The 21,368-nt window shown below is 44.2% G+C and carries 17 protein-coding genes; 8 read left to right on the top strand and 9 right to left on the bottom strand.

Annotation, left to right across the window (positions count from 1 at the left end; all coding sequences use genetic code 11):
* Window position 1 precedes the first annotated feature (1 nt).
* Window positions 2–2,434 (top strand): putative bifunctional diguanylate cyclase/phosphodiesterase, encoded by a 2,433-nt coding sequence (locus ACED42_RS01465; protein WP_371701097.1) that lies wholly within the window; start codon window positions 2–4, stop codon window positions 2,432–2,434.
* A 53-nt stretch (window positions 2,435–2,487) separates the two neighbouring features.
* Here the strand turns inward: ACED42_RS01465 and ACED42_RS01460 are convergent, their stop codons facing one another.
* Both ACED42_RS01460 and ACED42_RS01455 read right to left on the bottom strand, forming a co-directional pair.
* Window positions 2,488–3,513: a diguanylate cyclase domain-containing protein gene (locus tag ACED42_RS01460; RefSeq protein ID WP_004730440.1), complete on the bottom strand. Its 1,026-nt coding sequence runs from the start codon at window positions 3,511–3,513 to the stop codon at window positions 2,488–2,490.
* 9 nt (window positions 3,514–3,522) lie between these two features.
* Window positions 3,523–3,990, bottom strand: coding sequence for a hypothetical protein (locus tag ACED42_RS01455; protein ID WP_012600765.1), 468 nt, complete (start codon window positions 3,988–3,990; stop codon window positions 3,523–3,525).
* A gap of 366 nt (window positions 3,991–4,356) precedes the next feature.
* Here ACED42_RS01455 and ACED42_RS01450 point away from each other — a divergent pair, with 366 nt between their 5' ends.
* The 6 genes from ACED42_RS01450 to ACED42_RS01425 all read left to right on the top strand — a co-directional run bounded on the left by ACED42_RS01450 (window position 4,357) and on the right by ACED42_RS01425 (window position 9,895).
* Window positions 4,357–4,752 (top strand): cytochrome c, encoded by a 396-nt coding sequence (locus tag ACED42_RS01450; RefSeq protein WP_371701096.1) that lies wholly within the window; start codon window positions 4,357–4,359, stop codon window positions 4,750–4,752.
* Window positions 4,753–4,767: 15 nt separating this feature from the next.
* Complete coding sequence (ccoN, locus tag ACED42_RS01445; RefSeq protein ID WP_371701094.1) at window positions 4,768–6,192, top strand: cytochrome-c oxidase, cbb3-type subunit I; 1,425 nt, start codon at window positions 4,768–4,770, stop codon at window positions 6,190–6,192.
* Complete coding sequence (locus tag ACED42_RS01440) at window positions 6,193–6,807, top strand: cbb3-type cytochrome c oxidase subunit II (protein WP_009844942.1); 615 nt, start codon at window positions 6,193–6,195, stop codon at window positions 6,805–6,807.
* Window positions 6,804–8,960 carry a c-type cytochrome gene (locus ACED42_RS01435; protein ID WP_371701092.1) on the top strand — a complete coding sequence of 719 codons (2,157 nt, stop codon included), beginning with the start codon at window positions 6,804–6,806 and terminating at the stop codon, window positions 8,958–8,960. The genes ACED42_RS01440 and ACED42_RS01435 overlap by 4 nt, the downstream gene beginning before the upstream one ends.
* Window positions 8,961–9,221: 261 nt before the next feature.
* Window positions 9,222–9,449: a PAS factor family protein gene (locus ACED42_RS01430; protein ID WP_004730426.1), complete on the top strand. Its 228-nt coding sequence runs from the start codon at window positions 9,222–9,224 to the stop codon at window positions 9,447–9,449.
* A gap of 263 nt (window positions 9,450–9,712) precedes the next feature.
* On the top strand, window positions 9,713–9,895 hold the full coding sequence (locus tag ACED42_RS01425; protein ID WP_017102586.1) for a hypothetical protein: 183 nt from the start codon (window positions 9,713–9,715) through the stop codon (window positions 9,893–9,895).
* A 210-nt stretch (window positions 9,896–10,105) separates the two neighbouring features.
* On the opposite strand, the gene ACED42_RS01420 is transcribed toward ACED42_RS01425, so the two are convergent.
* The 7 genes from ACED42_RS01420 to ACED42_RS01390 all read right to left on the bottom strand — a co-directional run bounded on the left by ACED42_RS01420 (window position 10,106) and on the right by ACED42_RS01390 (window position 19,679).
* Window positions 10,106–11,398 carry an alpha/beta fold hydrolase gene (locus ACED42_RS01420; protein WP_371701090.1) on the bottom strand — a complete coding sequence of 431 codons (1,293 nt, stop codon included), beginning with the start codon at window positions 11,396–11,398 and terminating at the stop codon, window positions 10,106–10,108.
* A 363-nt stretch (window positions 11,399–11,761) separates the two neighbouring features.
* On the bottom strand, window positions 11,762–12,499 hold the full coding sequence (locus ACED42_RS01415; RefSeq protein WP_012600771.1) for a DUF3726 domain-containing protein: 738 nt from the start codon (window positions 12,497–12,499) through the stop codon (window positions 11,762–11,764).
* Window positions 12,496–14,298, bottom strand: coding sequence for a hypothetical protein (locus ACED42_RS01410; protein WP_371701088.1), 1,803 nt, complete (start codon window positions 14,296–14,298; stop codon window positions 12,496–12,498). Before ACED42_RS01410 ends, ACED42_RS01415 begins: the two co-directional genes overlap by 4 nt.
* Before the next feature lie 271 nt (window positions 14,299–14,569).
* Window positions 14,570–16,177 (bottom strand): BCCT family transporter, encoded by a 1,608-nt coding sequence (locus ACED42_RS01405; RefSeq protein WP_371701086.1) that lies wholly within the window; start codon window positions 16,175–16,177, stop codon window positions 14,570–14,572.
* A 231-nt stretch (window positions 16,178–16,408) separates the two neighbouring features.
* Window positions 16,409–17,404, bottom strand: a complete 996-nt coding sequence (locus ACED42_RS01400) for a membrane dipeptidase (protein ID WP_122047072.1) — start codon at window positions 17,402–17,404, stop codon at window positions 16,409–16,411.
* Between the two features lie 210 nt (window positions 17,405–17,614).
* The gene (locus tag ACED42_RS01395) at window positions 17,615–19,075 is read right to left on the bottom strand and encodes an aldehyde dehydrogenase family protein (protein WP_269335105.1); all 1,461 of its coding nucleotides are present in this window, start codon (window positions 19,073–19,075) and stop codon (window positions 17,615–17,617) included.
* A 205-nt stretch (window positions 19,076–19,280) separates the two neighbouring features.
* Entirely contained in the window at window positions 19,281–19,679 is a 399-nt protein-coding gene (locus ACED42_RS01390; protein WP_004730412.1) for a RidA family protein, read from the bottom strand.
* 157 nt (window positions 19,680–19,836) lie between these two features.
* Between ACED42_RS01390 and ACED42_RS01385 the strand changes: the two genes are divergently transcribed.
* Window positions 19,837–20,721: a LysR substrate-binding domain-containing protein gene (locus tag ACED42_RS01385; protein WP_371701084.1), complete on the top strand. Its 885-nt coding sequence runs from the start codon at window positions 19,837–19,839 to the stop codon at window positions 20,719–20,721.
* Window positions 20,722–21,368: the final 647 nt, after the last annotated feature.

Below are 21,368 nucleotides of genomic sequence, written 5' to 3'. Positions count from 1 at the left end.
AATGCCAGTATTAAAGAAGCTCTACTTTGTGCTCATTCCTACTTTATTGTTCGTATTTGCAATAGGCGGAATGGTTACTTACAACTTAGCCTCCAACCATGCGAAACACATGTACTTAGACGAGGTGCAATCCGACGTAAACACAGCGCTAGTGGCCGCTGAGTACGAGCAACTTGGTTTATCTTTGCTTGTAAAAGATATTGGTTCATCGCTACAGTTCTTGCGATATATTCAAAACCCTAGTGACTACACAACCTTGTCCCTGCTGGAAAAAAGAGTGCTTCGCGTCTTAAACCAAAGTCACGTTAACCAGTTTGGTCAACGTAACATCTATATCGTTGACCCTAAGTTCCAGTTAACGCTATCTACGTTACGAGCAGACCCTTTCGAAGGGTTAAAAATCCCCGATAACATCTATGAAAAAATCTTCGATATCTATACCTCGTTAATCAATAAAAACGAGCTGTCTCATAAAGGCTTCTCATATATCTCTGTGAGTGGTGAACTTAGATACGCTTACGTTATTGCAATCGACCCTTACTTGCTCCCACAAGACAAACGCGCAAACGACAGCTTAAATCGATACATACTGATTGCAGATGGTCCATTAAAACAACTATCCAACTTACTAATAAAATACAACGATGATGACAATATGCAGCTTCTGATTGAGCCATCATCGAATACTGCACACATAGAGAATACGCAGTTTGTTATCAAATCGTTTGAACAAACCAAAGACAGAATCAAAGTTGAGATGAACAGCCGTCACTTCCTCGCTCAAGTTAATATTCGCGAAAAAAAATTCAATCAGGAAAAATCTATCATTGCTAAGCAGACCTTACTTGGCAGTTTGACGACACTATTCATTATTATGCTCATCGTACACATGGTGGTGCGCTACCAATTAGTACGTCCACTCAAAGATCTACTACACGAGATATCGATTGGCGGACTTAAACTGAGGTATTTCAAACGTTCATCCGGGCACAGTGAAATTGATGGTTTGAAGAACGCTTACATTGATTCACTCACGGAATTAAAGTTCGAAGCTGAATTTGATCAATTAACTAAATTAGCCAACCGACGCTCGTTCATCCGACACCTCGATGTGCGTCTAAAAAGCTCGATAAGCCCTCATTGCTATCTGGTTTGCTGGGATATTATCGATTTCCGTAAAATCAATGACTTATATGGTGCAAAAGTAGGTGACAATGTACTCGTTAGTCTGGCCAAAACACTAAGAGAAACCCTGCAGAATCAACAATCCTCTTTCGGCTTCAGTTGCAACGACTATTCAGTTGCAAGGCTAGGAGGAAACCAATTCATTGCCATATTGGAAATGGGTGAGCACCAATCAATAAACGAAGAAATCGAGAACATTAACAACACCCTAACGGGTACGACTTTCCTAGATTACTACGGATTCAGGCTTTCAATTGCAACAGGTGTACTACCCGTCGATACCCCTAAGTTCGAGGAGATATGGCACCGATGCATCGATGAGATGCTGATTAATGCCAAAGCGCACAGTGATGGAGAAAGCCGAATCGTTTACGGCGAAGAACTACTTCATTCACTAGAAATACATGACGTTATCGAAAAAAGGCTATTGGAGTGTTGTGAAAGCGACAACTTTGAACTTCGCTTTATGCCCATCTTCAATGCTCAGACCCTGCAAATCGATGGCGCTGAGTGTCTCATTCGCTGCCCTGCACTGTTTGACATTCAAGCGGGTCCAGATGAGTTCATTCCAGTCGCGGAGAGGAGCAATCTAATATCCAAACTCGACATGTGGGTCATTAGTACCGCAATAAAAAGCTATAAAGAGCTCTCTGAAATTCACAAGTACACAGGTAGCTTATCAATAAATATCTCAGCGATGGAACTTTACAATCGTACCTTTGCCGACAATATTCGAAAGGTAATCGAGCGTTATCAAGTACCACCAGCCAACATCATTATAGAAATTACCGAAACCAGTTACGTTAAAAGCAGTAAACTTACAGTGCAGACTATCGAAAGTATCAGGAGCTTAGGTTTAAAAGTGTCTCTTGACGATTTCGGTACAGGCTATACAGCTTTTAACCAACTTCTTCACTACCCTGTCGATGAGCTTAAAATTGATAAAAGCTTTATCGATAATATCGTCGACGACAAAGCTGACCGAAAGATGGTCGAATCCATGGTTAACTTAGGGCACTCTTGTGACACCTTCGTTGTTGGTGAAGGTGTCGAGTCTCTCGAACAATATCATCACCTTAAAAAAGCCAACTGCGACCTAATACAGGGTTATTTTTTCAGCCAACCACTCACTTACATTGAGTTCATTGAATTTGTTCGTGACCACAATCCGCAGACTATTCTGGATCAACAAGCCCTTTTAGAACCAAGCTCTAACGAAAGGATTGTGGCACTCAATCAGAAACAGTAGTCGTATTCCGAAAGCATGACTACTTAATAACCACGACCAAACCTTTTAGAAGCTTAGCCTTGCATCGAGGTCAACAGCTCCATCATGTCTTTAGAGCTTATGTTCTTCTTGTGCCTCACTACGGCGTCAATCATTAACTCTAAGTTACCTGCAGAGATGTAATCACTAAGGACGTCGTTAAACTTGTCCTGAATTTCATCACTCGCGTACAAATGATCAGGAATGAAGAATAAGAACTGGCTTCCACTGCTACGGAACGAAATGGTGCTTTCAGGGATCTTTGTGGTCAAAGACTTAGCAGCCGAGCTCACCACAAGGTCCCCATATTCAAGGCCATATTTTTGATTAATCTCGGTAAGATTTCTGATTCGGACAAAATAGAGATCAAAGTTTTTGTCCTTCGAGTAGCTATTCTTAACAAATTTCATCAACGAAATTCGATTGCGAAATCCTGTAATAAAATCCGTAGAGTAGAGCTTTCTTTTAATAGAAAAATCCATATAAAAAATAATCCCAGTCAATAACAAGATGCCAACAAGAAAAACGCTACTGATCCGATGAACAGTAACCAAGTTATCAACCATTGAGGTGTTTTCTTCAATCACAGGGCTTTGTAATCGAAACTTGTCATTAATAAAATCGACGAGTGTGTGGTAGCAAATATCGACTTTTTTCTGCAGAGATTCCTTGGGCAACAACCCTTGACTGACCAGTTTAATTGAGGATTCCAAGCTCTTAAATTTGTCAAATTCCGCACTAAAATAAGGTTTAAAGTTTGCTGACTTGATGAAATTGGAGGACTCAGTACTGTTAATTAATATGTCAAATCGGCTCCACGTAATATCGTACGCTAACCATAACTCATCATAATCAATAGTTTCAGAACGGCTTACCATCAAGAAATTGGCGTATTCTTTCACCAATTGAAAAACGAACCACGTTGCCTCATTTTGTCGGGTGGAAAAACTCTTATTGATATCGTTAATGCGGGTCACACTGTAGATATTAATGGTGAGTACCACTGCCGCTAAAGATAACACGACGACTTTAATTGCAGTCAATGACAACAGCTTTTTCATACTAAGTCCTTACAAATGAATATCGCGTATCTGCCAGATCATCTTGGCATGGAAGTCAGTGTTATCAATGTCTGGAGTCGAAGAAAGTGGATATATCAACCAGTACGGGCCTTTTTCTCTGACTGACATAAATTGGCCATTTTGTTTAATCGCAATGATCGGCTGGTAGTCGTCAAAGTCTTCTTTGGGCACCGCTATTTTATAGTCGTTTAGTGCAACAAAAGTTACCTGCGAGGCCATGGGTAAATCCATAGTTTCAAGCACCGTTTGTAAGGCCACACCACTATAAACCAATTCTCCATCCAGCCAAGGTAATGACGTGGTGATTTCTTTTTGAGGAAGCAATAACAGCTGTTCTCGACTGAATTGATGTTTTTGCCCTAAGTGATCGAATATTGTCAGTTCCGATGCTGCAAAAATAGAAAATGAACACAGTGAAAGTATAAACAGAAGTGCAGCTCTCATTTTAAACTCCATTTTAAAAGGTCACTAATTTGAGTCTAGTTCATATTGGTCATTTGACTTGCTTAGACATTGTCTATTTTCTCAATGATGCTGTTCGAATCTTTCTCAAATAATGTTTCATTCCTGTAACCAGTTGCGAACAACACCTCCCCTTATCTCAATAAGACTTTAATTAGCGTTCATACAAGTAATCCCTGTTTTTTAAAGACAATGAGTAATCCAATCCTGCCACTGAATACGTACTGACTAACAAAATTGACAATAAATATGAGTCAGTAAGTAGCGAGAACGCTTATGCATGCATAACCTTTACACCAAGCTGAGTGTTTTCTGAGGTTCATCAAGCACTCGCTCTTTTCTTCAATAAGGGAATACGTAATGAGATTAAATAAGCAAAAGTTTAACCCCATAACCGCACTTTCCATTCTGCTAATGACGGCTGTCATGAATCCAGTTTACGCAGAATCTAACGACGAGCAGTTCGAGTTAGGAAAACAAAAAGCCAAGGTGTGTATGACTTGTCATGGCGTTGATGGTATCTCAACTCAAGATCCCTACCCGAACCTTCGTGGCCAAAAAATAGGGTATCTCATTTCCTCACTGAAAGATTATCAGACAAGGGAAAGAACCAGTGGTTTGGCAATTCTCATGCAGCAACAAGCCGACATACTTTCAGACCAAGACATCCGAGATATCTCCTACTTCTATTCAATGCTCGGCAAGGAATCAAGTTCAGTTAGCGACTCAAAAACAGACAGCAAATCAAAACTGTAGGCAAGGAGCCTTGTTATGGAACAAGTGACAACGCAATACAGCATCAAGGTCGTGAGATACTTTATCATCGCCTCTTTAATCTGGGCGATTGTGGGGATGATCATCGGCGTGATCCTCGCCGCTCAATTGTATTGGCCTGTGCTCAATTTCGATTCTCAATATTTCCAATTTGGTCGTCTTCGCCCTCTGCATACCTCAGGCGTTATTTATGGGTTTGTGGTGAATATTCTAATGGGGACTTCACTCTATATTGCCCAACGAACTGGCCATTGTGAGCTGTTCAATAAAAGCCTGTCGTGGATGGTCTTTTGGGGATGGCAACTTATTCTACTGCTCGCGGTCATCTCCTTGCCTGGTGGCCACACTAGCTCAAAAGAGTATGCGGAACTTGAATGGCCAATCGACTTAATGATTGTACTGGTGTGGGTGCTCTATGCAGTGTTGTTCTTTGGCACCCTTGCTAAGCGTAAAGTCAGCCATATCTTCGTCGCTAACTGGTTCTTCGCAGCATTCATTATCGTTGTTGCCATGATTTTCATTGTGAATAATCTAGCGATGCCAGTATCGGCGATGAAGTCCTACTCTGTGTTTGCAGGCGCTCAAGATGCGATTGTTCAATGGTGGTGGGGACATAATGCCGTTGGTTTCTTACTGACCGCTGGTGTGATTGGTATGAACTACTATTTCATACCTAAAGCGGCGGACCGACCTATCTACTCATACCGTTTGTCTGTGATCCATTTCTGGGGCTTGGTCGGCTTTTACACATGGGCCGGAACGCACCACTTAGTCTACTCTTCCGTTCCCATCTGGATTCAGAACATCGGAATCGTGATGTCATTGATCCTGTGGCTCCCTTCTTGGGCCGGTGCGTTTAATAGCGCAATGACCCTCCTACAAAACAAAGAAAAGCTGAAGTCCGACTACATTCTTTTATTCTTTTTCTCAGCGATTCTTTACTACTGCTTGGCAACATTCGAAGGTCCGCTACTCGCTATTCGCTGGTTCAACATAGTGGCACACAACACCGAATGGATCATCGGGCACGTACATTCCGCGGCTCTCGGATGGGTTGGAATGTCAGGGATAGCGGTTTTTTACTATTTCATTCCACGCTTATGGGGCCAAACCGAACTATGGTCACGACGACTGATTAAATGGCACTTTTGGCTCGCTCATGCTGGCGTCGCCATCTATGCGATAGCACTTTGGATCGCAGGCATCGGCGAGGGATATATGTGGCTCGCTCAAAATGAAAATGGCGAACTGATTTACAGTTTTGTAGAGGCTATGGACTTTAAAGCACCTTGGCTATTCATGCGTTTCTTTGGTGGCGCGCTGTTTGTACTTGGATTGTTCTTAATGGCTTTCAACTTGTACAAAACCGTTCGTATGCCAGTAGTACATAACGCTAAACACGCCGTTAATGAGGGGGCTTAAATGATGAGTAAAGACTTTACACATTCAATCGTCATTTTAATTTTGACCACTGTTGTCGTGGCCTCCTTCTCTTTATTGGTCTGGGTAGTGCCAAGCATTGTCCGTGGCGATGATATTGCCAAAGGCAGCTTAGCGATGCCACTCACACCGATAGAGTTAGCAGGACGAGACATCTACATCAGTGAAGGCTGTCATGTGTGCCATACACAAATGGTTCGCCCTCTAGAGCCTGAAGTGAAACGTAATGGTCGCCCAAACAAAGAAGCAGACGACATCTACGAATTTCCTAACTTGTGGGGTTCTAAGCGCACGGGGCCGGACCTCACTAACCTAGGTAGAAAGTATTCTGACCAGTGGCATGCTATTCACTTAATTGATCCTCGAAAAGTCGTACCGACATCGATCATGCCCGCCTACCCTTGGTTATTTGAACAGACTCTGTCAGGCGACGACATAAGCGACAAAATGGAAACCCTCCGCATACTTGGCGTTCCTTATACTGACCAAGAAATAGGTGATGCCAGATTACAAGTAAGAGGGAAAACCAAAGGTGAAGCTCTGATCCGCTATCTACAAAGCCTTGGTAAAGATACGTCACAGGAGGTATCACAATGAGTGCATTTTGGAATCTATGGGCGGTAATTTTAACCTTAATCTTCTTCGTTCTTATGGTGTCTGTTGTCGTTAAATATTGGCGTAGCAATCACCAAGCCGATCAAGACCACACCCTTGGCACTTTTGATGGCATTGAAGAAAAGGATGCGCCACCGCCAAAACTACTCTTCATTAGCTATGCTATTGCCTTTCTATTGTCTGCTGGCTATTTGGTGCTCTACCCCGGGCTTGGTGAATGGGAAGGGTTAGTCGATTGGAAGCAAAGTGACGACAAACTCAGCTCACCCAGCACAACGTTAAACGAGCAATTCTCTCAAACAACGGAAACCACCCTCGAAGGATTGTCTGGCATACCCGAAATAGTAAACAGCGGACAAATCTTGTTCCAAACTCACTGCGCGGCTTGTCACCGCGACAACGCTCAAGGTCAGAAACACTTCCCTAACCTTATTGACCAAGAATGGCTATATGGTGGTAGTGATGAAGCGATCATTCATTCGATCGCCAAAGGGCGAAATGGCGCGATGCCGGGTTGGAGCGAGATAATGCGCCCCGATGAAGTGGCTAAGGTTTCTTACTACTTAGCTTCGCTCAATCAACGCCATACCGATGTTCCAGAAGTAAAAGTTAAAGTCGGCAAAGAGCTGTTTGCAAAATATTGTTCATCTTGTCACGCCGATGGTTCTATCGCGAATCCGGCGATCGGCGTCCCTGATCTTTCCGACGATATTTGGCTGCATGGCGGCAGTATTGAAGAAATTCAGCACACTATCAACAAAGGCTTGAACAACCTGATGCCTGCATTTGATAAACAGCTTACGGAAAACGAGATACTCGCACTGGGTGCTTACATTCGACATGCGGGCTCAGAGCAGCAGCAAAGACTCGCGAACATAGAAGCTCAGTCTGTTGAACGTGGTGAATACCTCGCTTATGCCGGTGACTGTGTCGCGTGTCATAGTGCCGAAGGTGGCGAACCTTTTGCTGGCGGCCTGCCGTTTGTGACCCCTTTCGGCACCGTATATTCAACCAATATTACACCCCATACAACGGAAGGTATTGGTACTTACGATTTTGATAATTTCCGAGCCGCGTTAGTTGCAGGCAAAGGTAAGAATGGTTACCTGTACCCTGCAATGCCTTACACCTCTTATCAATACCTCACCGACCAAGACATGCTCGACTTGTGGGAATACATGCAGTCAATCACCGCGGTGCCTCGCCGCAATGACGACAACAGCATGATGTTTCCCTCGAATATACGTCTAGGTCTGCTCGGGTGGAACATTGTGTTCATGGATACCGACCCGATTGACTATCAAGTGCCTGAAGAACTTAAATCGGAAGTCGAAAACGTTGAGAAATGGCAACAAGGGAAATATTGGGTGGCTGGTCTTGGACACTGCTCTGAGTGCCATACCCCTCGAAACATTGCTCAAGCTCTGATACCCGAACGTATTTTCCAAGGTAACTTGATTGACGGTTGGAATGCGCCCGATATCACGGCCAACGAGCTGTATGTCGATGGTTGGGATGAAGCGACACTGACCGATTTCTTACACACGGGTCACTCAGACAAAGGGACTGCTTTTGCGGGCATGGCAGACGTAGTAAAAAACAGCCTAAGCTTGATGACGCGTGAAGATATCGAGTCGATGTCCTATTACCTACTCAGTGGTGACATCAACAACACCATCAGCAGTGACGCCGTTCCGTTGCAGCCCAAAGGGTTTGATGAAGACTCTTACGCGACTGACATTTACACCACGTATCGCCAGACATGTGGAGCCTGTCATGGTGACGATGGTAAGGGACGTGACCCTATCGCCCCTACTCTGTTGAATAACGGCATAATCATGCACAGCGATCCATTCAACACCATCGCGGTAACCGTCCGTGGACTACAACCCACCTATCTCGACAAAGACAGAAACTTCATGCCAATGGCAAGCTTTGAAGATGTGCTGTCGGATCAAAGGTTAGCTGAGTTGATCACCTTCGTGCGATTGCACCTTGGAGATAGAGAGGAACCAGTAACGGCAGAACACGTTCGAGAGGTAAGAGAAACTCTTGAAGCTGCAGGTTACGCTGGAGGGTTACACACCACACCTGAAATGTACGAAAGTCGAGATAAGAACATTAACATTCGCTAGGTTCTGTACGTATTCAATTTACTCGGTAAGCAGCCACAATACGTTACTTCTATCACGGCTTAATCAATTAAAAGGAGACCAGCGTGTCTCCTTTTAATTGTTATCAAACTGACACTCTCAACGATTGAGACCACAACACAATTATAACTAACTGATTACACAATTAAGCAGAGCTGCACATAATGCGATCAATCTCGCAGAACAAAGATGACACCAAGTGCATAATATGCAAAATTTTCTAAAGATGTACTAAGGACAGTTATGGATACAACTACACTCATCTACGATACATTGGAAGGTCTGTCGAGCGCAAAGCCACAGCAACACGCTCAAATCCGCCAAAATCTATATAACCAATTAGATTTATCATTTGAGAAGCAGTTGGCTTTGTATTCATCAGTTCTTGGTCCAGCAAGTGCTGGTAGATTGACCGATTTGGATAGCGCAGTGATGTCTGCACGCAAGATTGTTGGCTTAGAAAACAGCTAAGTAATCTTCAACCGCTCTCAACTTTAACGCTGCCACTGTGCAGCGTTTTTTATGGATGCCATTTACGATAAGTACCGTTGGTTACGATGAATGCAGTTAGGTACGATAAATACTGTTAGTTAAGATCAGTTCAATAAGGTCTGTTTTTCAAGTTACACGCATTCTCATTTGGTTAATCTTATGTTCCATTTTTAACAGGTGTGCAACCTCAACAATGGCGCTAATGTTAGTAGCACGTTAACCACACATCGGATTGAAGAATCATGAGAGTACTTATTGAATATACACAAACAGGCAAATACCGTGATCATGCGTGGGAAGCACTAACTATTCGTTCCAAGGGCGAAGTTCAAGCTGTGACTCCCTCTTATGCGGCTCAACTTATCGAACAGAACCGCGCCAGCTTATCGACTACTGAAAATCAAGATATCGTCATCCAACCATAATGAGTTTAGGAACTATCCCTCCCGGTTCTTAAACTCTCTGTTTTACTCGCTTTAGTAATCAATACGATACTGAGTAAAACAGAGTTTGATGACATAAAAAAACGCTGCACGGATGCAGCGTTTTCTTGTTTCTAGCGTATCTTGTCTCTAACGTAGAGAGCTTCTAACATCGATAGCTTCTAACGTAGATAACCTACGCAGAGAGTTTGACTATTTTGGCAGGTTCTCTAACGCATCAACCATCGTCATTAACTTATCGACAATTCGTTCACCATCCATTCTCAAACCATTGTGCTCATACTCGTTGGTAATCCACGCTTTTGAGTTTGGAATGTTCGCCAGTGTTTCGCGGCTGTAATCCAGCTCTACGTACATATCGTCAGCGTAAACTGCGCATGCCATTGGAACCGTATTCTTACTCAGCTGCTCTGCGTTGTACAAAGCGCCCCAGTCCGACTTCTCGGCCAACATATTTGCCGCTTCACGTAATGGCTTAAGCGTTTCTAGTTGGTCGAACATCCATGGGTACACCATTTCTCCGGTAAACCAGAACTCGCTACCCGATTGATAGTTAAAGTGTGGGTACTGCTCGCGTACTCGGTGTGCAGACCAGTTAGACGCTGCACCTTGGCAGTAAATCGATTCATGCAAAATAGCGTAGATTGGGTTCGTTAGGTAGCCCTGCTCTTGCTGCATTTGATTTAAGAAGCTGTAGCTCAACTGCTTGCTTCCGTTCACTTCAACAAACGCACTCTCCAGTGTGAAATACATTGGAAGGTTTGCTTCGCCGCCACCAAGATTAATACCTATTAGCTGGAACTGTTCAACTGTAAACACCTGACCGTTTGGCAGTCTCACATCATTGTTAAGCAGGTAATCAGAGATCTCGCGACACATAGCTTGTGCTTGTGGGAACTGAGCAAAGAAGGCTCTGTTTTTGTCTTCTACACGCTTGTAAGTCGCACGATAAACATCGTCAGCTTCTCGTTCAATAGAAGGAATGCCGCCCGTCACGTAGCAACGTTGCAAGCTCTGTGGGAACAGTGACAAATAGCTCAAGGTGCAGAAACCACCAAAGCTTTGGCCAATTGTAGACCATTGCTTAACAGCGAATTGTTCACGAATCGCTTCAGCGTCACGAACGATATTGTCGGCTCTGAAATGCGTTAAGTACTCGACTTGTTGCTCTGGAGACAGATGGACCAAGATTTCATGACTGATCACCGTGCTGTTGCCTGTCCCACGTTGGTCTAGAAGCAGAACACGATAGTTTTGTAATGCACGCTTTAGCCAACCTGATTGACCGCTCACTCGAGGAGATGGAAAGCCTGGGCCGCCCTGAAAGTAGATAAGCCACGGCAGTTCTTGCCCATCTTTAGCGAGATCAACCAGCTCACGTGCGAAGACTTGGATCTGTTGTCCATCTTTTGCTTGATAGTCGAGTGGCAACTCAAACGAGTGCTGACGATACAGGGTGGTTCCATCAATAAAGTTAGCTTGCACGCTTCATTCCTTTTTATCTGATTCTAAAGTCATCGGTACGAATAAAAACGGCGCCCGTTGGCACCTTCCTTAGCAAGATACGCATACTAGCTTGTAAATGAAACCGTTTGTTGAACCTGAATGTGAAGGTACTTCATTAAATCGCCCAATCAGCTTTATACGCGTAACAACTTGTTTCAAAACAGGAGGCTTAAGGGGCGGTCTATTGAGAGAAATGATGAAAACGGGAGACAAATAAAAAGAGCTTAACGAGGTGAGGATACGTTAAGCTCTTTGGTTTTATCTGTGTTGATAAACTAACTGGCTTACTCGCTGTTAATCTATCGAACCTGTTAGTTCTAATGAACCTATTAAATCTAACGACTACGAAGCCGTCAGTTCACCGGCACCTTGAGTCGAGCGTTCGCTGCTCTGAACTAGGATTGCGGTAGCGGTCTCTTTCAGTGCCGCCCACTCCCCATCATCAACTTCAATGCCATCGTTCCACGCTTTCTCTTGAGTTTTAAAAAGCGCTTCTGATTCAATGTGTGTTTGGTAGCCATCTGACAAACGTTCGATATCGAAATCCTGGACGGAAAGTTCGATGGTCATATTGTGGATATGTTCGTACGATGCCAGTGGCAAATCTGATAAAAACAGTTCCGGAGCAACGCAACCACGATTAAGAACATACAAAGTGCTCTTGGGGTTAGAACCGTTATCCCAACGTGCCATGCACGCAATACCTTTCGCAGCTAACTTTACAAGCTCGCTGTACGCCAACCAACGGTTGTGGCAATTATTTAACTCAATTTTCAGCGTCTTTTTACCGACCATTTTTTCAATGGCGTAATCGATAACCACAGGAAGGTGACACGCCAAACTCGCCTTGTGCAGGTCAACTTCAACAGTGTTATCGCTGCGCACTTGAATGTCTACAGGGCAATCGTCTTCTAACCCCATAAAGTTGCTCGCATTATTAAAATGACGAACACCATCCAAGCCAACCATCTGTAAATCTGCCACCATGTTCGCTATCACATCGGCTTCACCACATGTACGACGCATACCCAAAAAGGCTTTATTAACGGCCGCTACCAGTTCATTGTGAGAAACGATCATAACGATTTACCTCCATGTTGAGCGTTGATATGTGTAGGAACTTGATTTGAGTCAGCCATCTCCGCTTCACTCGGTAACAGTGGGAACACCCATTCGTCCTGATGAATTTCATCAAGCAATGGCGCACCTTGGAAAAACGTCACTCGTACCCAACGATCTGAGCGAGGATCAAATTTAGTCGCACCAAACATTGCTAGCTTACAACGCAGTAAGTGCATTGGCGGCGAATCTTGATGCAGCACATTCATTTGAATGTCACCCATCGCTTTGTTACCTAGCGTCCACACACGGCGCGCAATCGCACGGTGTTGCGGCTGTTTAACAAGGAATTCGGCCAATGAAAGCTCAGGCGCAAATTGCAATAAAGCATGGTACAAACGATAAGCTTGACGGCCAATATCCAACGGCAGTTCACGCTCTTCACCCAACTCTTCGCCTCGAACTCCGAGCCTTGGCTCTTCTTTGTCTTGAGAGCGATACCAGAACCAGTAGTTGTTTTCTGCTTTAGTAAAGTCGGTCGTGATCGCCCAACGGTACTTTTCTTCTAGTACAACCAGAAGGTCTTGAATCTTTTTGCCGCTAGGAAGCGACAGTGTTTCGCTGCAATTCATTTGCTCTTGATGGGCGTCCACTAATTCTGGGTACAATTCCATCAAACATGAGATAAGGATTTCTTGGGCTTCCATACTCATTTGCTTAGATTGCTCGACTAACTGCGACCATGTATCGCACAGGCTGACAGAAGCTTCTAATGATTGTTCTGTGTGCTTCAAATCATCAACAGCAGCTTTGTTCAGCTCTTGTTGTGTTTCATTGATAGTAACGACTTGTTCTAAATGACAAATCGCTTTTTTAACTAAGGTACGTAGTGGCCCGATCAACGCCGTATTAGTCTCACTGGACAACACGCCCGCCAATGCATGTTCACGGGTCGTCATCCACTGATCGACAATACTAGGGTGGTTAATAAGGTATGGCGCCATGCCTAAACCAGTTGCATTACCAACACCAAGGTAACGTTGTAATCCTCGATGCAAGGTAATCGCTTGTTCACCGCCTTGTTGCTCTGCTAGGTAATGAACCCAGTCTAAGCTGAACTCACGCAGCATATACACCGCACACATTTGAGCGCTAAACGACTGATTGAAATCTTCATTTTTCTCTAAGATTTTAAAATCAGCGATGCCAAATTTGCCATTACCATAAACGGCAGTGGTTCGCAGGATGTAGCCTACTTCAGCCAGTTCTTTGGGCGTTGGTTGAACACCTTTAGCCAGGTGACTAACGATATGTTCAAACACACGTACACTTTTGTTTGCACGCGCTAAAACAAGCACATTGTTAGGATTACGGCCGGCTTCTTGAAGCGGTACATTCGCACGAAGTCTTTCAAGTAGGGTGACATCAACATCACCAAGAACAAGTGCAAACGTTACGTCCCACTTTTCAGCAATTACACGGTCATTTCGTTCGTCATCTGCAATCTCATCGCAGAAAACAACCAAATGATAAACATGGTTTGGCGTCGCAAGCTTATAGATAACATGACCAAAACCTTGAGCGTCTAATTGCCACTCATGTTTCGTCACTTTCCATTCTTGCTGGGCCATTTTACGAATCAGAGTTCTAACGAAGCTGATACGTGTTTGGTGCATTGCACCTAGCCTTTCCGGTGCCATGACGACAGTCGCGTCACGTAGTGCTGATTCAGTGTAGGTAGAACGATGTGCATCCATTTTGCTCACCACCTTATAGTTATAGGATTTTGCTAGCCATTCAGAACCGATCGTTGCCATCATTTGAAGCATTCGTTTTTACAGTGTGTTGGTTAGCTTTCACGTTATTTGGGGTAAGTGAACTCACCCCTTATTATTTGTCCTGACTAGATCGATTGACCTAAATACGTGCCGCCCGGTGTATCTTCACCAGTACGGGTTTCCTCTTCCTTTCGGAATCTTGTGTCAGCCTTCTTTCAAAGGCTGACACCTTGTTTCTCTTTCATTTTTAGAGAGCGTTTTCTCTGCAGGCTCTTTTCTTTACAGACCCTGCTCTTTTATAAACTCGGCTCTTCTACAAACCCTGTTCTTTTGCCATCTTGATTGCGATTTGAGGCGCATTCCAGAGCGATGGCAGTAAGATTATGGACACTGGTACCGCTGTGATTACGATGAACGATTGCAGCGCTGAAATGCCGCCAGAACCTAGGGAAATCAGAATCAACGCTGTTACCCCCATCATCACACCCCAGAAGGTACGAATAATTGCGTTAGGCTCAGTCTCACCACTGACTACCACACTAATGGTGTAAGTCATCGAGTCACCGGTCGTTACGATGAAGATCGTGGTTAAGATCAAGAACAGAATAGAAATAAGCATCGGCATAGGTAACTGCTGAGTTACCGCCAGTAGCGCGCCTGGTAAGTTGAAGCCTTCGAACGCTTTACTTACGCTGCCTGGGTCCGCAATTTCGAACGCAAGACCAGAGCCACCAACAATCGTGAACCAGAAACAAGTTACAAACGGTGCGATAAGGCTAATGGTTGATACCAATTGGCGAATACTACGACCGCGTGAAATACGAGCGATAAAGATTGCCATCATTGGACCGTAACCTAAGAACCAACCCCAGAAGAACACTGTCCACCAGCTTAACCAACCTTCGTCACCACGGTATGTTGCCATTGGGATGAAGTTATCTATCATGCTGCCTACACCTTGGATGTAGCCATTGAAGATGAAGTTCGTTGGACCAAAGATAAGGATGTAAACCATCAATGCCATTGCTAAAATTACGTTGTAACGGCTTAGCATCTGCATTCCGCGGTTTAGACCACTTAATGCAGACAATGTGTAAAGCACGATAGCGAACAAGATAATGATTAGCTGAGTTGTGAAGCCATCTGGAATACCAAACAGTTCATTCAGAGCGTAGCTGACTTGCAAGCCCAAGAAGCCGATCGGACCGATGGTACCCGCCGCTACAGCGACAATACAACATGCATCAATCAGTGCGCCGGTATGGCCTTTCAGTGCTCTTTCGCCCAAAACTGGGTAAAGCAAAATACGAGGTTTAAGAGGCAAGCCTTTGTCGTAGTGAAGGTGCATTACCACGATAGACGTCAAGCTGCCCACAATTGCCCATGCGAGGAAGCCCCAGTGCATGAATGATTGTGATAACGCATTCACTGCGCCTTGCTGTGCGTTTTCTTGTGCGCCATACAACGGTGGTGGGTTAACGTAGTGTGCGATAGGCTCTGCTGCTGCCCAAAATACACCGCCGCCCGCAAGTAGCGTACAGAAAATGATAGCCATCCAACGGAAGCCATCCATTTCCGGTTTCGCGATGCCGCCTAGGATAACCTTGCCTGTTCGCCCTGCCGCCAGGCCAAGACCAATAAGAAAAGTCAGAAGAAGAAGCATTTGCCAATAAGGGCCGAACACTTTTACAGACCAAGCAAAGCCCGTGTTTACTAGGGTAGAGAGTAGCTCCCCATCAAACAAAGCAAGCGTTACGAACAGAGCGATAAACCCGCCGCTGTACCATAATGCTGGGTTGGTAAGTCCTAATTTGTCTGAAGTCGATTCAGACTGGTTTGTGTTACTTGTTTTGTTGCTTGCTGTGTGTGCTTGACCCGCATTTACGTTTGAAGATTTCACGCTATTGGTTAAATCAGACATACTCTGACTCCAGAGGTTTCTTTGCAGCTGTCATTTTAATGATGACTACAAGAGGTGTATTTAACACCTGCCCTATTGTTTTTTGTGTTGGGCAGGCTAATCCATGTTTGGGTTACCGCGTTGCGAAATAGACCGTTGTTCCTTTTGAATAGTGAAATTGGTTACAACAGCACGTCTAAATGAACGTTTATTAGAAGGCTGCTAATTCGATGATTACTAGTGAGAAAGCACTTAACCCTTGCTTTGAGGCTCTAGGCCATCTTTCAAGAAGTTAAACCAGTTTTCTCCCAAGACTTGCCCAGCTTCAGACTCACTGAAACCATGACGCATCAATCCGTTATAAATATTTTCCATACCCGCACTACCACAGAACCAAGGCAACGCATCTGGCCAACCTGAGTTGTTCGCAGAGCCTTCACCGTAGTCCATTGCTTTAGACCAACGACCATTTCTCATCCATTCAAGAACGGCTTGAGGTTGGTTTAAGCATAGGTCACTACCAATACCTAGGTGTTCTACGCCAACCATGTCAGCGGTCGTCGCAACCATTTGGCAGAAATCTTCCAACGTACATTGGCTGCCATTTGGTAGGTGGAATGGGTACAAGCTGAATCCAATTAAGCCACCGCGTTCGGTTAGGGCTTTAATCACATCGTTTGATTTGTTTCGTAGTGCATCATGAGCAAACGTTGGGTTCGCGTGGCTGATACAAATAGGACGAGAAGACAGGTCAATCGCTTCAAGCGTTGAACGCTCCGCACTGTGAGACATATCGATGATCATGCCCACTCGGTTCATCTCTTCGATAGCTTGCTTACCAAAGCGCGTGATACCAGTGTCGTTCTTCTCGTAACAACCCGTCGCCAATAAGCTCTGGTTGTTGTAAGTAAGCTGCATGATCAAAAGACCTTGCTTGCGCATCACTTCGATAAGACCAATCTCATCGTCGATTGGAGAACAGTTTTGAGCACCAAGGAAAATGCCGACTTTGCCGGTCGCTTTTGCAGTTTCAACATCAGCCATTGAATGAATCGGCATGATAATGTCTGCATTTTGCTCGAATCTTAAGTTCCATTCTGCAAAGCGAGATAAGGTTTCACGAGCTGTCTCGTGGTAAACCGCGGTAGCGTGAACTGCTGTAATGCCGCTCGCCTTTAGTGTTTGGAAATATTCTCTGTTCCAATTGCAGTATTGCAATCCATCTATAACAATCCGTTGCTGGTACATAACCACTCCTATTGAAAGCTCAGTGTTCTAGCTCGGTTTTGAAAACACGCTCAAATAACATGTTTTCAAAACTGGGTTAAATCACTTGTCTAATTTCGTTTGCTGCTTTGGTTGGGATGTTGGCCTGACTCTGTGAATCAGGCCAATTCGATAGCTGGATAGCTAGAGACTTAATATCTTCAGCTATCCAATTCTTATATAGAAAGTTGATTAGTAAGGACGCTGGTAAGCTGTCTTCACTACTGTGTAGAACTCTTTCGCGTACTGACCTTGCTCACGAGGACCGAAGCTAGACTCTTTACGACCACCAAACGGTACGTGGTAGTCGGTGCCTGCTGTTGGTAGGTTCACCATCACACAACCTGTTTGCGCTTGTTGCTTGAACATTGCGCTAGTACGTAGGCTTTGAGTAATGATGCCGCCCGTTAGACCAAAGCGAGTATCGTTTGTTGTCGCGATAGCTTCTTCTAAGTCGGCTACACGAATCACGCTTGCCATTGGTGCAAACACTTCTTCTTGGTTCACTTCCCAATCGTTCTTAGTATTCAAGAACAGCGTTGGAGACATGTAGAAACCTTCGTGTTTCATGCTTAGGCGTTCGCCACCAAATGCTAGCTCACCGCCGCTTTGACGTGCTTTCTCAACCCAACCAAGGTTTGCTTCAAGTTGGTTACCATCGACAACAGGGCCCATGAATACGCCGTCTTCTAGTGCGTGACCCACTTTAAGCTCGCTCATACGTTTGATCAGTGCTTCAACGTATTGGTCGTGAATGCCATCCATAACCACTAGACGAGAAGATGCTGTACATTTTTGACCCGCGCCAGAGAACGAACCTGCGATAGTCGCATCAACAGCTGTTTGGATATCCGCATCATCAGCAACCACAAGTGCGTTCTTACTGCCCATTTCTAGTTGGCAACGAACGAAGTTTGGCGCTGTAGCCGCCGCAACCTTACGACCTGTATCAACAGAACCAGTAAAGCTCACACCATTCACTTCTTTAGAGTTGATCAGTGCATCACCTACTTCTGAACCACTACCTAGAACAAGGTTAAACGTGCCTGCTGGCATGCCTTGACGGTGGATGATTTCCGTTAATGCAACCGCACTTGCTGGTGTTAGGTTTGCTGGTTTCCAGATAACGCTGTTACCGAAAGCAAGCGCTGGAGCGATTTTCCAAGCAGCAGTCGCTGTCGGGAAGTTCCAAGGAGAGATGATGCCGATAACACCCACCGCTTCACGAGTCACTTCTACAGAAACGCCTGGGCGTACTGATTCTGCGTTGTCGCCAATTTGACGAAGCACTTCAGCCGCAAAGTACTGGAAGAACTGACCTGCACGGTAAATTTCGCCACGACCTTCAGCAAAAGGCTTACCTTCTTCACGAGAAAGCAACGTACCTAGCTCATCACAACGTGCAATCAGCTCGTCACCAATCGCTTGAAGTACTGCTTGCTTACGTTCAATCGGCGTTTTTTCCCACTCTGGTTGAGCGTGCTTCGCCGCTGAAATCGCCTGTTGAACTTGGTCAGCACTTGCTTGTGCGAAGTTACCGATGTTTTCAGAAATATCTGATGGGTTAATGTTCGCAACGGTGCTTACACCCGCTTGCCATTCGCCGCCAATGTAAAGTGCGTTTTCTGCTTGAACATTCTGTAATTGAGTCATCATTCTGTCCTTGTAACGGTTAGGTTGCGTTTGAGCCTGGCAACCATCTGATTAATGAATAAAACGTTAATTTATATAAGAAATAACGTTTAAATCTTGTATCTAAAACTAAACCAAGACGCTTGTATCAATAAAGATATTTACAGACTAATTTCTTTACAAACAAATAGCTTTAATCCGCAAATTGCCTCAGTTCACAGTATCTTTATTCAGGTTGAGAGGCTGATGCGTAAACCACGAACTCAACCAACATTTCTTCTCTTGCTAACCCTGCAACGACGACCGCAGCACGGTTTGGATAAGGTGCATTGAAGTATTCTCCGTATACGCTGTTGACCGTTTTTAGATATTCACGGTCTGTCACGTAAATCAGAACTTGCAGCACTGAATCCATAGATTCGCCTGCACACTCCAACGTATGAACAAGGTTGTTAAAAGTCTGACGCGTTTGCGCTTCGATACCGCCTTCTACTACTGCGCCAGTTTCATCAATTGGAATCTGCGCTGTGTATAGAGTGCCGTTATTAACGATTGCCCACTCTAGTGGTGCTTTTGAAGCGAAAAGCTCGGTTTTTACTGGGTGTTTTTTAGTTTGTGCGTTCACGATTCCATCCAACTTTGTAACAACTATGTTTCAAGATAGTTAAATACTGCACCTTGACGGCTGATAAATCTAACGGTAAATTTTGTGCATTTGATAAATAAAATCTATCACCTTTAAAAAAGTAAGGTATAGCAAGGCCTAGAGAAGGATTCCTGTCATGAGTATTAAGCTACAACAGTTAAAACATTTTGTTTTAGTGGTCGAAGAAGGCGGATTTAGAGCGGCATCTCACCGAGCAAATCGCTCGCAAGCGGCACTTTCAACATCGATAAAAGAACTAGAAAAAATTCTCGGCCAACCACTGTTTGAAACGGGCAACAAATCGACGCTGACACCTTTTGGCGAAATATGTTTACCGAAAATCATTCAATTCTTAAATGTTTACAAGGCATTAGATAACGACCTACGCGCAGCCGCGGCAGGCCAACAAGGGCGAGTTCGAATAGCGAGTGTCCCTTCAGTGGCCGCAAAACTAATCCCTAGTGTTTTAGGGGCTTTTTGCGAAAAGTACCCCAATGTTGAGGTCAGCTTAATTGACGATAATGCGGCAGGTGTGGAAGCGAGATTACTCTCTGGAGAGGTGGATGTAGCCCTCGGAAATAGCTCCCATTTAGAAGAAGAGAGTATCGACTTCACGCCTTTGCTCTCTGACCCTATTGGTGTGGTCTGCCTCAAAGATAACCCCATCGCCTCTCAACGAGAGGGAATAGAATGGCAAACTTTGTTAAAACAACCCTTCATTCGCAACGGTACTTGTACCCTACTTGACCCAACTCCGGCACGAATGCTCAGCGACCAGGCTCTTTATTCGGTAGAGAACATCACTTCGTTGTTTTCAGTGTTAGAGCTCGGGATAGGCGTGACCACACTACCTAAGCTGGCTTTCCCAACCAATGAAACCCGTTTGGTTTGGATTCCATTGATTGACCCGCCCTTACAGCGTCAGATCGGTATTTTCAGATTGGCTGACCGTACGATCTCGCCACAAGCACAAGCCTTTCATGACTTATGTATTCAATATCTAAGTTATGAAGACGAATAGAGGGACATGATTGAGTTTGTTTTCTTAAAAAGCGGTTGATAGAGCAACACATCAAGAAATTCCAGCTCTAATATCCAGAGTTTTGACCTTTCTATCTTGGGCTTAGTGCCCTAACCTTCAGATTTTTACCCTATCTTCAGCTCCTTACATCCATGTGAGGAGCTGAATTTCTTCCATCATATTCATCTTAAACGCCGACTTATCCGTTTCGGATCGCCTGAAAGGCGTTAAGAATGAAGTCACGACAAACTATTTTGAAAAATAATCACTTCTAGATAGAGAACGTCGTACAAATAAATAACTCAATGCACGACGGCTTTCATCGCTAACTAAACTTGCTTTATCCACTTGTAGAATCACACTCAACAATCAACTTATAAATGACGCTAAGTGTTTGAATATACGTAATTGATAAGATCGTAACTTGCCCAATTGGTAGCTAAAACTCTTTCACAAAAACGCCCATTTTCGCTAAAAATAAAGCATTAAAAATTCTCATGAATAAAGTTATTCAACTATTACTTTCATAAATGAAAAACATTCATTTCAAAAATGGAATTATTGATGTCGCTTTTTGTCGTTTTGATCACATAATTTTAGGCGTAGTTTATATTTTGTCGAAACGATAGCGAATTAGTTTTTATCGT

Source organism: Vibrio sp. FF145 (assembly GCF_041439075.1).
In the GTDB taxonomy this organism is placed as follows: domain Bacteria; phylum Pseudomonadota; class Gammaproteobacteria; order Enterobacterales; family Vibrionaceae; genus Vibrio; species Vibrio tasmaniensis_A.
Note: the sequence above shows the minus strand (reverse complement) of the source record. Positions and strands in the feature narration are given on the sequence as shown.

Excerpts from the sequence above, each read along its gene's own strand:
- ACED42_RS01465 (WP_371701097.1), top strand. The coding sequence starts at position 2 with ATGCCAGTATTAAAGAAGCTCTACTTTGTGCTCATTCCTACTTTATTG.
- ACED42_RS01435 (WP_371701092.1), top strand. The coding sequence starts at position 6,804 with ATGAGTGCATTTTGGAATCTATGGGCGGTAATTTTAACCTTAATCTTC.
- ACED42_RS01410 (WP_371701088.1), bottom strand. The coding sequence starts at position 14,298 with ATGATGGCAACGATCGGTTCTGAATGGCTAGCAAAATCCTATAACTAT.
- ACED42_RS01385 (WP_371701084.1), top strand. The coding sequence starts at position 19,837 with ATGAGTATTAAGCTACAACAGTTAAAACATTTTGTTTTAGTGGTCGAA.
- ACED42_RS01430 (WP_004730426.1), top strand. The coding sequence starts at position 9,222 with ATGGATACAACTACACTCATCTACGATACATTGGAAGGTCTGTCGAGC.
- ACED42_RS01415 (WP_012600771.1), bottom strand. The coding sequence starts at position 12,499 with ATGATCGTTTCTCACAATGAACTGGTAGCGGCCGTTAATAAAGCCTTT.
- ACED42_RS01455 (WP_012600765.1), bottom strand. The coding sequence starts at position 3,990 with ATGGAGTTTAAAATGAGAGCTGCACTTCTGTTTATACTTTCACTGTGT.
- ACED42_RS01395 (WP_269335105.1), bottom strand. The coding sequence starts at position 19,075 with ATGACTCAATTACAGAATGTTCAAGCAGAAAACGCACTTTACATTGGC.
- ACED42_RS01405 (WP_371701086.1), bottom strand. The coding sequence starts at position 16,177 with ATGTCTGATTTAACCAATAGCGTGAAATCTTCAAACGTAAATGCGGGT.
- ACED42_RS01425 (WP_017102586.1), top strand. The coding sequence starts at position 9,713 with ATGAGAGTACTTATTGAATATACACAAACAGGCAAATACCGTGATCAT.
- ACED42_RS01400 (WP_122047072.1), bottom strand. The coding sequence starts at position 17,404 with ATGTACCAGCAACGGATTGTTATAGATGGATTGCAATACTGCAATTGG.
- ccoN (WP_371701094.1), top strand. The coding sequence starts at position 4,768 with ATGGAACAAGTGACAACGCAATACAGCATCAAGGTCGTGAGATACTTT.
- ACED42_RS01450 (WP_371701096.1), top strand. The coding sequence starts at position 4,357 with ATGAGATTAAATAAGCAAAAGTTTAACCCCATAACCGCACTTTCCATT.
- ACED42_RS01440 (WP_009844942.1), top strand. The coding sequence starts at position 6,193 with ATGATGAGTAAAGACTTTACACATTCAATCGTCATTTTAATTTTGACC.
- ACED42_RS01460 (WP_004730440.1), bottom strand. The coding sequence starts at position 3,513 with ATGAAAAAGCTGTTGTCATTGACTGCAATTAAAGTCGTCGTGTTATCT.